Below are 15,476 nucleotides of genomic sequence, written 5' to 3'. Positions count from 1 at the left end.
TTCTATAAATTCTGCTCACTTATTCCCAATTCCGGGTCAAAGGTAAGCATCTTTGTCGCTATTTTATCTATGAAGAATCGATCATGACTTACTGTAATGACAGCCCCTGGAAAATGAATCAGCGCCTGCTCCATAACCTGTATACTCGTCAGATCCAAGTGATTGGTGGGCTCATCCAATATAATGACTGCCGCTCCTGAAAGTAGACATTTAGCTAAAGCTACTCTGGCCTGTTGCCCGCCGGATAGATTGCCGATAAACTTTCCGAGATCCATTTCCGAGAATTGAAGCATGGATAGGAATTTATTCACTTTTTTCCGCGTGGCATTTAGACCCAGTCCGGAGATGTTCACGGCATGGCTAACCGTGTCCTTCAGATCCAGCTCATCCCACATTCTATTGAAATAAGCATAGCTGACGCCTCTCTCCCAGATGACCTCTCCGGTTTCCGGTTGTTCTTGGCCGGTTAGTACTTTAATAAGAGTGGATTTCCCGCTTCCGTTCGGCCCCACGATTACCAATCGATCTTCTTTCTGAATGTCGAAGCTGATATTCTCAATAATGGCCCGTCCGTCATACGTCTGGCCAATCCCTTTAACTTCACACAGCTTGTCCGGGAAACGCAAATTCTCGTAAATATCGGTGATTAGAACGTTTACCGGATGAGGCTCGACCCTTTTTTTCATATCCGAGAGTTTGCGGGATAAACGATCCTTGGAAGATTTTTTTTGCGTACGTGTATCAATGGCTTCCGACTCCATGATGAGAAGTTCCTCTTCCCATTCGAACTGGCGGTCCAGAACCTTTTTGCGCATCTTCTTTTTGCGGATGTAATCCGTATAATTGCCGTCATATTCCTGAAAATGATAGTTCTCGATTTCAATCGTCCGTGTAACAACCCTGTCTATAAATTGTCGGTCATGCGACACCAGAATCATCGCGCCGCCGAAGCGGTTCAACCACTGCTCTAACCACACTAATCCTTCCAAATCCAAAAAGTTAGTCGGCTCATCAAGCAATACGACATCAGGCAGTTCAATTAATATTTTGGCAAGTGCCGCGCGGTTTCTCCAACCTCCGGAAAGTTCATCAACAGGCTGATTGCGGGAGCGGTCATCGAAACCCAGCTTCGTTAGCACCGTGTTAATTTCCACTGCTACATTCCAGCCGTCCAAATGCTCCATTTGGTCAAAAAGCTCCGCTTGACGCTCCAAGAGGCGATTCATTTCCGACTCATCGGTTACTTGGCCCAGCTGTTCACCTAAATTCTCCAACTCCTGTTCAATCAGCCTTACCTGTTCGAAGCATAACTCCAATTCCTGTTGAACAGACAAGCTGCCGCTCATCTCCGAGAATTGAGAGAAATAGCTTATTTTAACCTGCGGATCTATCTCTACTTTTCCAGCTGTGGGCTCCTCTTTGCCCATGATCAGCTTAAAAACCGTTGATTTACCTGCGCCATTGCGCCCAATAAGTCCAATACGTTCCCCTTTGCTTACACGAAAATAAATATCGCGGAAAATCAGTGTATCCTCGTATTTCTTTGTTACATTTTCCATTCGAATTACGCTCAAGCCTGTTCACTCCTCTATTTCCCTAACTCAGCTACTCAAGCGTGATTATATCATATCCACTTAGAATCAGTTTCCAGACAACCTAAGCAACTCATTAATAACCGTCTCAGGTTGGTAGCTATGAATGTAATGTGAGCTATTAGGTACGATCATTTGCTTTCCTGTTGTGGACCAAGAAGGAAGCGCCGCTTCGCTGTCCATCCATGCCTTGTCTTCACTTAACTTTCCGAAATAATCAGCGGTTAGAACCGTAATGGGAATGTTGAGCGGTTTTTTACCTGCAAGAATGACCTCTGCATTTTTTTGACTTTGTCGTATTTCATTCGTCATGTCTCGATTCCCGGACTTTAAGAGAAGGGCTGTACGGTTCAACTTTTTCAAATCCTCAGTCAGCAGTTTCTCTCCGTTGCTCTGATCCGTTGCCCATTCTGCAAAACCACTTGTATGATACAAAGCCCGTAGTATCCCTGTTGTTCGAAGCGTACGATAGGCTATCGGGATGAACGTAAGTCCTGGACGGGAGGCGTAATATTCTGGACTTCCACCATCAATGAATAGAATGGCCTTAACTTCGGTTGGAAAACGCTGCGCGTAACGAATCGTCTCCAATGAGCCTAGTGAATGTCCAACGAGTATATACGGCGGGGTCTGTCCCGAAACGCTAAGCAGTTCATGAATCTCATCCGTGATCGTATCAATATCTCGTTGTCTACCCGTTGTATCGCTGTATCCATAGCCAAACCGATCATATACTGCAACTTTGACATGAGATTCCAGTCCTTCATACAAAGGTGAAAAATCTGCGTATGGATTTGCTGTCCCCCAACCGGATGCGAATACGACGGTAGTGTCCCCTTCACCCGCAGTGTACAAATGCATCTTATGACCTGCCACCTGATACAACTTGCCGACGGGTTCATAGGATTTAACATCCTTTCTAGCACCGTTCCATTGATAAGCTGTTCCAACACTCAATAATACAATAAGAACAGCAAGCACCATCAACGCTACTCTCCGTATCCTTCTCCACATGATCTATTATCCCTCCTGGTTTCTTCACTGAGTATCTATCCACATCTACCAATGTAAAGGAATAAGGTGGAAGGAGGAACAGTCAATGGTAGTGGGATCCCCCCGACTTTAGTCTGGTTTTACCTAGAGCACCCAATTCCCTTTACGGAATACAGGTTCTATCGTTCCATCTGCCAATTCCCCGTCTATATCCAACTCTGCTGAGCCAATCATGAAATCGACATGCGTTAAGCTGACATTAGCACCTCGTTCCAACAGTTCTTCACTGGTAAGCTTGGTCCCGCCTACAATATTTACGGGATAGGCGCTTCCAAGCGCAAAGTGACAGGAGGCATTCTCATCGATTCCGGTATTATAGAATACTCGGTTTAGGTTAGAGATCGGAGAATTATGCGGAACTAAGGCCATCTCACCGAGGTAGGAAGCACCTTCATCCGTCTCCAATAAGGAAGTCAAATGCTCACGTCCGGACTTCGCATCATAGGCAACCACTTTACCGTCTTTAAAAGTAAAGGTAATCCCGTCCACCAGTCGTCCGTTCAGGTTTAACGGAAGAGTACTGGAGACTGTTCCGTTTACTCCGGTGCGATGAGGCATGGTATAGATTTCTTCTGTAGGCATGTTTGCCACAAAATAAACCCCGCTTGCATTCTCACCGCCGCCTCCACGCCACAGATGACCTTCCGGCATCTCGACACGCAAATCCGTTCCCGGTGCGCGGTAGTGCAGGCTTTTATATCGTTTCGCGTTCATTCGCTCCTGGCTTTCCTTCAAGTTGTTGATATGCTCACGCCAAGCCGTAACCGGATCAACACTACCTACCCGGTTCATTTGGAACACGGCCTCCCACATAGCTTCGACCCGCTCTTCTTCCGGTAGATCGGCAAACACTTTATTAGCCCATGCTCGTGTAGGTGCTTTGACGAGGGACCAGCTAATTTTATTGTTGCGGGTATAATTCTGGTAATTCTTGCGGGCTACTGCCGCAGCTTTAACCGCTGCCGATACTTTTGAGGAATCAATGCCGCGGAACAACTCCGGGTCCGGCACTTTGATATGTAATACTGCTCCGTTGCCTTCAGCAAATTGCTCCAGCATATCTGCCTGCCACTGCGGATAATAATTGAAGGAATCCTCAGGTCCCTTTTCGTAACGGATACGTGTAGTAACCTCATCCTCCCATTCAACCATTACATATTTAGCCCCGGCTTCGTATGCCTTCCCCACAATAAGACGTGTAAGATCCACGGTTTCCAATGGTGCATGTATCATCAACACTTGTCCAGGCTGTACATTCACACCAACCTTAACAACCAAATTTGCGTATTTATCCAGCATTAGATCGAAATCCTTCATAACATTCTCTTCCTCCATATCTTTTATTAGCCAACCTTCTCTATTTATTTTAACGCAAAATCAGCTGGGTTGCGATTCTCGCAAGAAGAAACGGCTTTGCCGTCCTTACTAGGACGGTATCCGTTTCTCGTAGAAATATAAGCTAAGTATACTGAAAACTTATACTTTCTTATATTTACAAAAAAAACGGTCCCCCTAAGGGAACCGCCCTTTTAAAATAGAAAAAACCTCACGCTATTTCTTATCCACTTGGAGCAAAGTAATAGTCTTCAATGTATAAGTATGTGATATTTTATCTTCTGAGATTACATTAAGCTTAGTCAAGCTTGCGATCTTCGCCGAATCTGATTTGGAGAGCATTCTCCATACCTCTGGGTCTGATAGGGTTTCATAGAGCTTAATGTCATCATATTCCTTTCGATTTTGCGTAACCAGCTTGACCTTATAGCTTCCAATATCCACATCATTTTTCTCCTGCTCATTGCAATAAGTCACGATCTCCTGACGTAACTCCGCTAATTCCTTTTCTATTTCTTTGTGTTTCTGCTTAAGCTTGTAGTATTGCTGCACCTTTTTCTCCAACCTCTTCACGCTCCTTTATTTACATATCTATGCAGCAAAATATGAAGTAACCCCCTTATTAAGCAGAAGATAAATGGTATTGAAACCGTAATTATTTACAGCATATTGAAGTCTATTTGGTATAAAATAGATATTGTGGAATTCTATCGAAAATGTGTGAATGCTATTACTCTTGAGAGGATGAGATTATGGGAACCCCCAGTACAAGTCTTCAACTACCAAGAAGCTGTCCAGAAGCACAAGGTATTTCATCAGAAGCAATATCTAATTTCCTTACAACAATACATAACAACAAGCTGGAGCTGCACAGCTTCATGATACTAAGGCACGGTCAGGTTGTGGCAGAAGGCTGGTGGTCTCCTTACAAGGCAACACTTCCACATATGTTATTTTCGCTTAGCAAAAGCTTTACCTCAACCGCCATTGGTATCGCTGTCTCTGAAAACTTGTTGTCTCTCGATGATGCAGTGGTTTCCTTCTTCCCGGAGGAAGCACCGGACGTCATTTCGGACCATTTAGCTAAATTGAGTGTACGACATTTATTAATGATGGGAACCGGTCACGTCGTGGATACAATGGAGGCTATCCGTAAAAGCGAAGATGGGAATTGGGTGAAAGCATTCCTGAGTGAGCCTGTAGAGAAAGAACCCGGTACACATTTCCTCTACAACAACGGAGCTACCTACATATTGTCTGCAATTATTCAGAAGATAACTGGAAACACTCTATTGGATTTTCTGAAGCCGCGGCTATTTTCTCCTTTGGGCATTAAAGATCCAACCTGGGAATCCTGTCCAAGGGGTATCAACACTGGGGGGTATGGTCTAAGCATTACAACTGAAGATATCGCAAGATTCGGCCAATTCTATTTGCAAAAAGGAACTTTGGATAAGCAACGGATTCTGTCTGAAGAGTGGATTCATGAAGCGACTTCTAAGCAAATCACTACTGGGGACAGTGGAGATAGTGATTGGACACAAGGATACGGCTATCAGTTCTGGAAATGCCGCCATGGTGCTTATCGAGCAGATGGAGCATTTGGACAATTTTGCATCGTAATGCCGGAACAGGATGCGGTTATAGCAATAACAAGTGGAACGAACAATACTCAGGGTGTGTTAAATGCGATCTGGGATACTTTGCTACCTGCTATGAACGAAGAGTCGATTACTATAGAAGATCCTTCAGCAGCAGCCCGTTTAACTGAGCAAATAAACCTTCTGACGATTGACCCGCCACAGCTGCAGGCAGCTTCATCCTATGAAGAAATGATTAGCGGCAAAGTTTATAGACTGGAGGACAATGAAGAGAAATTGGATACCTTCTCCCTGACTTTCACTGCAAAGGGAGCCGAAATCATTCTTCAGAATCATAAACTCGATGCACAAGTCATTCACTGCGGAAGAGGTGTGTGGGCGGAGAGCTATGCCAGGATTCTTCAGGGCGCTCAGACCGATAATGCTATTATGGCCAGCTTCACCTGGATATCTGAAGATACGCTCCAGCTAACTCTGCTGTTTATTGAAGCCCCTTTCCGTATTACCATTGAAGTGAAAGTGGAGGACCATACGATAGTGCTTAATCAGCGGATCAACATATCCGATCAGAGTGATCCGGAAACGACTATCGGCAGAGCTATATAGCAGAAAGACCGGAAAAACTCTTTTCAGAGAGTTTCCGGTCATTTTATTTTTACTACCGCCAAAAAGTTGAACAGTCTGCCTTATCCAAAATATTATACTCGATCACTTTCTCAAGCAATGAGAAATCAACCGGACTATCCCATTTGATACGTATCAACTGTTTGGTGTGATCATAGCCAGCCTGCACAATTTCATCAGAAAAATGAAGAATCCCTGCCCTTTCAGGGGCAATAGCCAAATGTTGTTTGGCTACGCTAAATCCAATAATAAATGTGCCGTGATCGGTAAACATAGGCTGATTCCACGCGATTTTTGGCATTAAATCTGGAAACTTCTTAGTTACCCAAGCTAAAACTTCTTCCGTACGGGCCCGATGTTGCGGGTTATCCATATTCGCTAAGTACTCTGCAAAAACTTCCATGTTGCTCCCTCCTAAAATATAAGTGATCATTCTTCTTTTCCCCAAAAATTAGAATATGGTTATGAATAGACGATTGTAATAAATTAGAGGTGACTTATGAAATTATTTAAAAATGTCGATTTTTCGATTTCGGAACAAGGTATCAGTTCCGTCGAAAAGATTATCATTGGTGGCGTTAAACAGAGCATTTTAATACAAACGGAAAAACCAGGCAGTCCCGTCTTGCTTTTTATTCATGGAGGTCCTAGTATGCCGTTTCCTGGAGTTTCAAACCGTGGATCCGATTATGCATTGGTGACGACTACCAAGGAATTGATAAAATATTTTACCGTTGTTTTTTGGGATCAACGCGGCACAGGAAAATCCTATTCCAAAGCTATTCCGAAAGAAACCATGCACTTAAAACAATTCATCAATGACGCCCGAGATGTCACTGATTATTTAAGAAATCGATTCAATCAAGGAAAACTACATCTAGTTTCCCATTCTTGGGGTAGTGTTATCGCCTTGTCCCTCGCCTATACATATCCAGAAAGATACTACTCCTATACTGGATTTTCACAAATCACGAACTGGGTTGAAAATGATAAACTAAGTTACAAGTGGCTGCTAGAAAGAGCAAGAGAGACCAATAATCAAAAAGCATTACAGGAACTCTCTGCCGTAGGCGAACCACCTTATATGAAAAGCTTAAAGCAATGGGGTGTTATTCGGAAATGGCAGTTTAAATATAAATCTATGTTTCACGACGCAGGTGATAGTAAGTCTGCTACGTTCTTTACAGGTCTTAAAATCATGTTACGTTCGCTAGATTATTCTTTTATGGACATTTATAATTCTCTTGTTCGAGGCTTCAAACTCTCTTATACAGAAGAAATGTTGCTCGACATCAATACATTTGACTTTTTTACGGAGATCCCATCGTTACAAATGCCTGTCATGTTTATACACGGAAGCAAAGATAAACATTTCATGCCCGAACTAATCACTTGTTATTATGAAGCCCTCGATGCTCCAAAAGGCAAAAAGTTGTATTGGTCGGATAAATCTTCACATGCTTTTCATCTTGATGATGCAAGAGAAAATGAGCAAAGACTTATTCAACATTTACAGGATAATACGCCTTATTAAACGTTTGCAATTTCAAGAACAATCGGACAATGATCACTGCCCATTACATCACAATCTATTTGCGCATTCACCAATTGAGGTGCAAGCCGTGAAGAAGCCAGAAAATAATCAATCCGCCAGCCCACGTTCCGCTCTCTCACCTTCGGCATGTAAGACCACCAGGTGTAAGCTCCTTCTTTTTCAGGGTAGAAGTGTCTGTAGGAATCTATAAATCCGGAGTCTAGCAGCGTGGTCATCTTCCCTCTCTCTTCCATCGTAAATCCTGAATTCTCACGGTTAGATTTCGGATTCTTCAGATCAATTTCCTCATGGGCCACATTCAAATCCCCACATACAATGACAGGCTTAAGCTTGTCCAGTTCCTGAATATAGCTGCGGAAGCGGTCCTCCCATTCCACCCTGTCCTCAAGTCTGGAGAGGTCACGTTTGGCATTAGGTGTGTAGACATTGATCAAATAGAACTGCTCGAATTCAAGTGTTAAAATACGACCCTCGGGTTCCTCATTATCCTCTATTCCGTATCTTACGGAGAGCGGTTTAACTTTGGTAAATACAGCCGTTCCCGAGTATCCCTTCTTTAGTGCATAATTCCAATATTGATGATACTCCTCACCGAGCTCCAGTGAAATTTGCCCTTCCTGAAGTTTGGTTTCCTGTACACAGAATATATCTGCCGCACTTTCTTCAAAATAATCATAAAACCCTTTTGTTACACATGCTCTTAGACCATTCACATTCCAGGATATCATCTTCAAGTTCCTCAATCTCCTAACCAGTCACTATGATTACCTTAAGTGTAACATAAGTAAAGCTGTTTCCCTTGCCTAAGCGTGTTAAAATAACAAGGTTGACTACAACCAAATTCTAATGAAATGAACGAGGATCAGAATCTTATGAGAGCACCCAGATTACTACGAGGCTTTAACTTTTTATATTTTGCGCTGTTGGCGATGTTTATTCCTTTTCTTCCGGTCTATCTAGGTGAACAAGGCTTAAACCCGGCACAAATCGGCTTTATTATAGGAACCGGCGGCTTTGTAACCCTTATTGCCCAACCCTTATGGGGTATGATCAGTGATAAAACCAAGACCATTCGCAAGGTCTTATTGGTACTGCTGCTGTGCTCTGCCGTCTTCGGTTACCTATTGTACGATTCCAGCAGCTATGTCCAGCTTATATTATTCGCAATGCTGCTATATTTTTTCCTGATGCCTATTGATCCCCTGACCGAAAGCTTGAACTTCCGCATTGCCGAGGCTTCCGGGATCAGTTATGGTTCCATTCGCACGTATGGTGCACTTGGTTACGGTGTAATGGCGCTGTTAACCGGATATATGATGACCTATTATGGCGCACACAGTCTGGCTCTTCTTTTTGCTGGAATCTCTGTAATCAGCTTTATCGTCAGTTGGATAATGCCGGATGCACCCGTTACAGGGAAACCCGTTACACTAAGTAGTCTGAAAATTTTTCTGAGCAATAAGGAGACCTTGTTATTCCTTGTGCTCGTATTTATTAGCTCTGTTCCAGCAAGGATGAATGACACCTTTCTTGGAGTTTATATCCGTGAGCTAGGAGGAAGTCCTGAGCTGGTGGGACAAGCCTGGTTCCTGGCGGCAGGCAGCGAAATCATTGTATTCGCCTTAAGCTTCTGGTGGCTGCGTAAAGGAAAAGAATTGATTATCATTTCATTCTCAGGTGCCTTTTATTTTATCCGCTTCTTTCTCTCGGCCTGGATTACAGATCCACATTTGCTGGTCTACCTGCAAATTCTGCAATTGCTTACCTTTCCGGTGTTCTACTCTGCCGCAATACAATACCTTTACCGAATTGTGCCAGAAGAATGGCGGGCCACGGGACAAACGGTACTGGCATTGCTATTCTTTGGGGTATCAGGCATTCTTGCCTCTTACGTTGGCGGTGCTCTATATGAATCCTTTGGGGGCCAGATTTTATACTTGTCCGTATCCGCCATGTCGTTCTTGGGGATGTTGTTTGGATTCATTCTATATCAGATTTATGGAAGAAATTAGTCTTTCTTTTAGTGATAAGATCTAAATAAAACTCGGAGGATGACTTAATCGTGGTAGATAACATCCATATACTCATTCAGCGTCTAGAGGATCGGAAAGATCTAGAAACAGCAAAATCCATGTCCGCCTATATGCGTGACCAATTCTCTTTTCTCGGAATCAAATCTCCAGAACGCAGAGAAATAGTCAAGGAATTCCTGAAGCATTATCCTGCTAAGAAAGAGTGGCTGTCTATTCTATGGGATCTTCCAGAGCGGGAGTACCAATACTCCGCACTAGACATTTTACTTAAAGTTAGAAAAACATTGGAACCCGAAGATCTCCCGTTAATTGAAAGCTTCATCCTATGCCGATCTTGGTGGGATACCGTTGATCTATTGGCTACTAATGCTGCCGGCTATCTACTACATAAATCACCGCATTTGCAAGCAGATTATGGAGAAAAGTGGCTTCATTCCGACAACATGTGGCTTAATCGAACCGCTATTCTCTTTCAGCTACATTACAAGATGGACACAGACGAAGCCCTGCTATACCGCTATATCCTTACACATGCGGATTCCTCTGAATTCTTTCTGCAAAAAGCAATAGGCTGGGCGCTGCGTGAATATTCAAAAACGAACCCCGTCTCTGTTAAAGCCTTCATCGAAAAGGAAGATTTAAAGCCGCTCAGTAAGCGTGAAGGCCTGAAGTGGATTGGGAAAAGCTAACTTTCGAACTTGTAATGAGTTAGAATTCGAGGACAACTGCGGCAAGCTATATCATTGAATATATTATAATTCAAAAAAGGCATGTCTCAGGAATATAGAGACTTGCCTTTTTTGCTTGTCGTGTATGCTGCCATTTGGATAAAAAAGAGCTAATAATAGCTTAACCGCCTATAGCTATTGCAGTAAAAGTAATTGGACCAATAACTCTTGCAGTAGATGCTGGGTTACGGTTTTCCACTATTAATTGATAGTTTTGTGTTCCTAATGGAGCGTGTTCAATCATTTGCAAGGATACAAGAGAATATTCATCGACCCCATTAAAAGCATCTCCTGCCAATGCGTAGTAGATTTCGGTGCCTGCACGCCAAAGACGTACAATAACTTCCGGTTCTCCTACAATTGAACGATAACCAAATGTTGCTGTCAATTCTACCCTATTTGTGGCCGAAGCAGGGTTTGCAGGGTCAATATATACCGATGTCGTTGCAATGGAAACACCTACCGGGGTATTTGGTATCAGGATATTCACTCCGTTTGCAATGGGTGTCACTACAGTGGAATTGTAATCAATTATAACTTTAGACATATGTTTCATCTCCTTTTGTGTTGATACTCTATTCTATGAGACGTTAGAACAGATGCTTGGACATAGGGATTAATGAAGACACACAATTATTGAATGCTAGACTTACGTATTCTGCTCCATAAGCAGTTTTAGCTTAGATTCAGTGTTCGAATCACCGGCTGGAGTATAAATACTGCAGCGTAAATCCGAACTGCCTTGAACCTGTAATGAGGTTAGGTGGAACAGCATTTTCCCCGCTTTTGAATGTCTGAATTCCAGCACCACATCCGGAGCAGAGCTGACCCGGCTTTGCTCCCACAGGTCATTAAAAGATGGATGTACCTCTTTCATTTCCGCAATAAAATCGTCGTACCAGCGATCCTCTACATATTGCCCGTAATATGCCCGGAAAATAGATAAATAGCCTCTGACGAATTGCTCCCAGTTTACAGCCAGGCGTTGAAATTCCTTACGTACAAACAATAAGCGGATCATATTGCGTTCCTCTGCGGGCAGTTGAGCAAAATCGAGGAAGACATGGGCCGCTGCCTCATTCCACCCCACAATGCCGCAGCGTCGGTCCGATATAAGAGTGGGACAATATTTAAGCTCTTTTAATATTTTTTGCAGTGAAGGACTAATCTCAGAGAATTGCTCCTGTCGAAACGGTTCATTCTCAGGTCCGGTTTCCAGCGCCAATGCAAAAAGATACTTCCGCTCATCCTTTGTGAGTTGCAAGGCTGCAGCGATACAATCGAGAACCGATGAAGATACTTTAATATCCCGTCCCTGCTCCAGCCATGTATACCAAGTACTGCTGACCCCCGCGAGCTGGGCTACCTCTTCCCTTCTTAAGCCTGGAGTTCGTCTGCGCGTACCTTCCGGCAGTCCCACGGATGCTGGTGATATAGCCGCACGGCGTGCTTTTAAGAAATTCGATAACGCTTGAAGTCTTGTCTGATTAGACATATCGTAATCCCCCGTGACTTTCAGTGTGTTGTCTTACTGTAGTATTAATTATACTAGGATAAACTACAACTTGTAATAGGATAAATAAAGTGGAAAAATACAGGTATTAACACATATTTAGATCGTTTGAGGAGGCACTTATATGGAACGGGTAGTCATCACTGGGATGGGCTTAATATCACCCTTAGGGAATTCAGTTGAACAATTCTGGGATCGTCTGCGTAAAGGTGAATCTGGGATTTCTCCCATCACTTCCTTTGATACCTCAGGCTTTAAGACCAAAATTGCCGGTGTCGTTCACGACTTTGATCCTGAAGCCAGATTTGGCCGCAAGGAAGCACGGCGTATGGATCGGTTCAGCCAGTTTGCACTTGCAGCCGCTGAGGACGCATGGAAGGATTCCGGGCTTAATCTGGACAAGATTGACCGGGAACGGTTGGGTGTATATGTGGGCTCCGGTGTCGGGGGAATCCAAACCTTGATGGATCAAGGAACAATTCTAAAAGAACGGGGACCGGATAGAGTAAGTCCGACCTTAATTCCGATGATGATCTCCAATATGGCTGCGGCTATGATCAGTATCAAGCTTGGGGCACTAGGGCCGACAATGTCTCCGGTAACAGCTTGCTCTATCGGCAATACCTCAATTGGTGAAGCCTATCGACTGATTCGTTACGGTGGAGCGGATATCGTAATTGCCGGAGGATCTGAAGCGGCAGTTACTGAAATCTCATTAGCCAGCTTCGGCAATGCGACCTCCTTATCCACCCGAAATGATGAACCGGGTAGAGCCAGCCGTCCTTTTGACGGGAATCGTGATGGTTTTGTGATTGGTGAAGGCGGGGGAATCGTGATATTGGAATCCCTTTCCCATGCGCAGCGAAGAAATGCTCACATTCAAGGGGAAGTGATTGGCTATGGAGCCAGCTCCGATGCTTATCATATGGTCGCAACTCACCCGGAAGGCCTAGGAGCCTACCAAGCCATGAAGCTGGCTGTTCGCGAGGCCAGAATCGAACCTAAGGATGTAGATGTCATTAGCGCACATGCTACAAGCACCGTAGTGGGTGACCACTCTGAGACTAAGGCTATAAAGAGGTTATTCGGGGAAGATGCATATAAGGTACCCATTACTGCTAATAAATCCATGACGGGCCACGCCCTTGGTGCAGCCGGGGGGTTGGAAGCTATAGCATTGGTCAAAAGCCTACAGGAAGGCATCATCCCTCCGACCATTAATCAGGAAGAACCCGACCCCATCTGTGATTTAGATTATGTACCCAATACCGCACGTAAAGCTGTGCTCAACATAGGGATGTCTAATTCCTTTGGATTTGGCGGGCACAATGCGGTTATAGTGATACGAAAGTATGTGGGTTAAGAAGAAATATAAATAGTTTATACTTAAAACGGCTCTTTCTCAAAATCAGTGCTAGACTTTCCGTTTGCTTCACTGTACCGGGGACGATTTCGATCTAACTTCGCCTGATGCTCACCGGGTTTGGGGAATTACGCCTTACAGTAGCCGATTTGGGGTTGCGAACCAGTCCTTCGGCGAATTAGAGGGGAAAATGCCCGCTAATACCGACCGAAACGACTTTATTTTGAGGTGAAAGGGAAAATATCCCTCTAATCTTAGCCATGCCGCCCCAACGAGGTAAATCCTCAAAATTAGCGGGCGAAATCCCTTCTAATTACCCAAACGGGGTGCCGGGTACAGAAATAGAGGGGGAAAATCCCTCTATTAGGATATAACGGCTTTCTGTCCTTCCCGTCACAGTCCGTTTCTGCTTTTATTTTAGTCATTTTCACGACAATAAGGGCTCTGTAGTCCGTATCGCTTAAATCACTTTTTTCTCACACACGATGTTACATCAAGTACTGATTTTGGTGTTGTCTATTTCTTTTCGCCGGAAACATGGCTTCCCCAGATTGAAATGCCTTCCCTGGAGGTTGCGGTGAATGTCATCACCTGAGTACCCGTTCCTTCATTCCACTCTTTCAGAAACACACCTTTATACGCCGCTCCGTCAATGGTTAACAACACATTATGTTTCTCTGTAAGCTCCCAAGTTCCTGTTACCGCTCCTGATATCGTACCATCTTCAGCCAGCTCAATCAGTTCCGATTGGACAATATCAGCTGAGATGTCTTTATTATGGTTGATGTATTTGTATTCACCGATTACATCCTTGCTGCTATATTTGCCAATAGATTCTCCGCCATAGCGGTGTGGGGCAACTACCGGCCAACCGTCTGCGTTCATAAACATCTGATGCACTCTTACTTCATACGCCTCTCCTTGTTTCGGGAAACGGGTATGAAAAATAAGATAATACTTGCCTGTTTTTTTATCATAGTAAGCCGAATTATGACCTGGTGAGACATAACCCCCTGCAACCCCGCTACCTACGGGTTCCCCCTCCGAATTCTGGAATTCGAAGTTACCCATTAACTTTACCCCATATGGAGAGTAAGCTGGATCATCAAAAAGAACACCAGCAGTTCCCTGCGCCTCTATCATATTTTGATCTTGAGAATCGGTAAACGGTCCGTCCGGTGATTTGGAACGTGCCACACGGATGTTATAACCGCCATTTGCGGTAAGACCGCCATAGGAGAGAAATAGATAATAGTAATTCGTTTCAGGACTATACAACATATATGGACCTTCAATCCGAGCATGATTAGCACCCAGAAGTTTTTTACCGTAACCTTGGTCGGGTAGTGGGAAGCCTGTCTTCGTATCCATTTCCAGAATAAAGATGCCTCCAGAATAAGAACCATAGACCATCCATAACTTACCGTCCTTATCGAAGAAAACATCGGGATCCACCACATTGGGCTTCTGGGTAGAATCATAGATTTCACCGTCGCTTCCCGCACTGGTCATCCCTGACTTTAGAATAACACCTAAATTCTTATAAGGTCCCTCGATCTGATCCGACACGGCAATTCCCAGTGCTGAGAGCGGAGAATCGCCTTTACAGGCATCATAATACATGTAGTACTTGCCGTCTGCCAGCTGTATGACGTCCGGCGCCCAAAGTGTCTTTGACTTCGCCCAAGTTAACGTCTCCCTTAATTCTTCAGTTACATTAGGGATCAGCGGATTACTATCAGTCACTCCTGCAGATATTTGTGTCCAAGACATTAGATCCTGTGATTTGGCGGAGGCCAGGTGGGAACCGAAAACATAATAGGTATCGTCCACTTTGATTACGGAAGGATCATGAACCGAAACATTCTCATAAACCGGTGGTGCTGAAACATTATTGTCAGTGCTGCTGCAGGCTGCTAATAAAGATACGGAAATGAATAAGGTCAATGTTCGTCTTCTCATCGCTCTACCCCCTATATGTATACCCTTACATTTTGGTGCGTAAGCTGGAAATAGTCAATGGTTTTATTTAAATATATATGATTCTATTTACGTTTATATAAACTATAATGACCAAAA

14 protein-coding genes are annotated in these 15,476 nt (G+C 43.9%); 5 read left to right on the top strand and 9 right to left on the bottom strand.

The window, feature by feature from the left end:
* Window positions 1–2: 2 nt before the first annotated feature.
* From J2T20_RS19340 to J2T20_RS19325, 4 genes are all read right to left on the bottom strand, one after another.
* Window positions 3–1,574, bottom strand: coding sequence for an ABC-F family ATP-binding cassette domain-containing protein (locus tag J2T20_RS19340; RefSeq protein WP_307590976.1), 1,572 nt, complete (start codon window positions 1,572–1,574; stop codon window positions 3–5).
* 66 nt (window positions 1,575–1,640) lie between these two features.
* Window positions 1,641–2,606 carry an alpha/beta fold hydrolase gene (locus J2T20_RS19335; RefSeq protein ID WP_307590975.1) on the bottom strand — a complete coding sequence of 322 codons (966 nt, stop codon included), beginning with the start codon at window positions 2,604–2,606 and terminating at the stop codon, window positions 1,641–1,643.
* 123 nt (window positions 2,607–2,729) lie between these two features.
* Window positions 2,730–3,962: an aminopeptidase gene (locus tag J2T20_RS19330; RefSeq protein ID WP_307590974.1), complete on the bottom strand. Its 1,233-nt coding sequence runs from the start codon at window positions 3,960–3,962 to the stop codon at window positions 2,730–2,732.
* 234 nt (window positions 3,963–4,196) lie between these two features.
* Window positions 4,197–4,544 (bottom strand): hypothetical protein, encoded by a 348-nt coding sequence (locus J2T20_RS19325; protein ID WP_307590973.1) that lies wholly within the window; start codon window positions 4,542–4,544, stop codon window positions 4,197–4,199.
* Between the two features lie 188 nt (window positions 4,545–4,732).
* Here J2T20_RS19325 and J2T20_RS19320 point away from each other — a divergent pair, with 188 nt between their 5' ends.
* Window positions 4,733–6,187, top strand: a complete 1,455-nt coding sequence (locus tag J2T20_RS19320; protein ID WP_307590972.1) for a serine hydrolase domain-containing protein — start codon at window positions 4,733–4,735, stop codon at window positions 6,185–6,187.
* 52 nt (window positions 6,188–6,239) lie between these two features.
* On the opposite strand, the gene J2T20_RS19315 is transcribed toward J2T20_RS19320, so the two are convergent.
* Entirely contained in the window at window positions 6,240–6,608 is a 369-nt protein-coding gene (locus J2T20_RS19315) for an iron chaperone (protein WP_307590971.1), read from the bottom strand.
* 96 nt (window positions 6,609–6,704) lie between these two features.
* Between J2T20_RS19315 and J2T20_RS19310 the strand changes: the two genes are divergently transcribed.
* Window positions 6,705–7,739 (top strand): alpha/beta fold hydrolase, encoded by a 1,035-nt coding sequence (locus tag J2T20_RS19310; protein ID WP_307590970.1) that lies wholly within the window; start codon window positions 6,705–6,707, stop codon window positions 7,737–7,739.
* On the opposite strand, the gene J2T20_RS19305 is transcribed toward J2T20_RS19310, so the two are convergent.
* Window positions 7,736–8,494, bottom strand: coding sequence for an exodeoxyribonuclease III (locus J2T20_RS19305; RefSeq protein WP_307590969.1), 759 nt, complete (start codon window positions 8,492–8,494; stop codon window positions 7,736–7,738). The genes J2T20_RS19310 and J2T20_RS19305 overlap by 4 nt on opposite strands.
* Before the next feature lie 138 nt (window positions 8,495–8,632).
* Between J2T20_RS19305 and J2T20_RS19300 the strand changes: the two genes are divergently transcribed.
* Entirely contained in the window at window positions 8,633–9,772 is a 1,140-nt protein-coding gene (locus tag J2T20_RS19300; RefSeq protein WP_307590968.1) for an MFS transporter, read from the top strand.
* Window positions 9,773–9,822: 50 nt separating this feature from the next.
* The gene (locus J2T20_RS19295; protein ID WP_307590967.1) at window positions 9,823–10,482 is read left to right on the top strand and encodes a DNA alkylation repair protein; all 660 of its coding nucleotides are present in this window, start codon (window positions 9,823–9,825) and stop codon (window positions 10,480–10,482) included.
* A 160-nt stretch (window positions 10,483–10,642) separates the two neighbouring features.
* On the opposite strand, the gene J2T20_RS19290 is transcribed toward J2T20_RS19295, so the two are convergent.
* Both J2T20_RS19290 and J2T20_RS19285 read right to left on the bottom strand, forming a co-directional pair.
* Window positions 10,643–11,068, bottom strand: a complete 426-nt coding sequence (locus J2T20_RS19290) for a hypothetical protein (RefSeq protein WP_307590966.1) — start codon at window positions 11,066–11,068, stop codon at window positions 10,643–10,645.
* A 102-nt stretch (window positions 11,069–11,170) separates the two neighbouring features.
* Complete coding sequence (locus tag J2T20_RS19285) at window positions 11,171–12,016, bottom strand: helix-turn-helix transcriptional regulator (protein WP_307590965.1); 846 nt, start codon at window positions 12,014–12,016, stop codon at window positions 11,171–11,173.
* Window positions 12,017–12,158: 142 nt separating this feature from the next.
* Here J2T20_RS19285 and fabF point away from each other — a divergent pair, with 142 nt between their 5' ends.
* Complete coding sequence (gene fabF, locus J2T20_RS19280; protein ID WP_307590964.1) at window positions 12,159–13,397, top strand: beta-ketoacyl-ACP synthase II; 1,239 nt, start codon at window positions 12,159–12,161, stop codon at window positions 13,395–13,397.
* 516 nt (window positions 13,398–13,913) lie between these two features.
* On the opposite strand, the gene J2T20_RS19275 is transcribed toward fabF, so the two are convergent.
* Entirely contained in the window at window positions 13,914–15,359 is a 1,446-nt protein-coding gene (locus J2T20_RS19275; protein WP_307590963.1) for a glycoside hydrolase family 43 protein, read from the bottom strand.
* Window positions 15,360–15,476 lie beyond the last annotated feature (117 nt).

It is taken from the genome of Paenibacillus wynnii, assembly GCF_030812855.1.
Lineage (GTDB): Bacteria > Bacillota > Bacilli > Paenibacillales > Paenibacillaceae > Paenibacillus_AQ > Paenibacillus_AQ wynnii_A.
The sequence above is the reverse complement of the archived record's forward strand: the minus strand, read 5'-3'. Positions and strand labels throughout refer to the sequence as shown.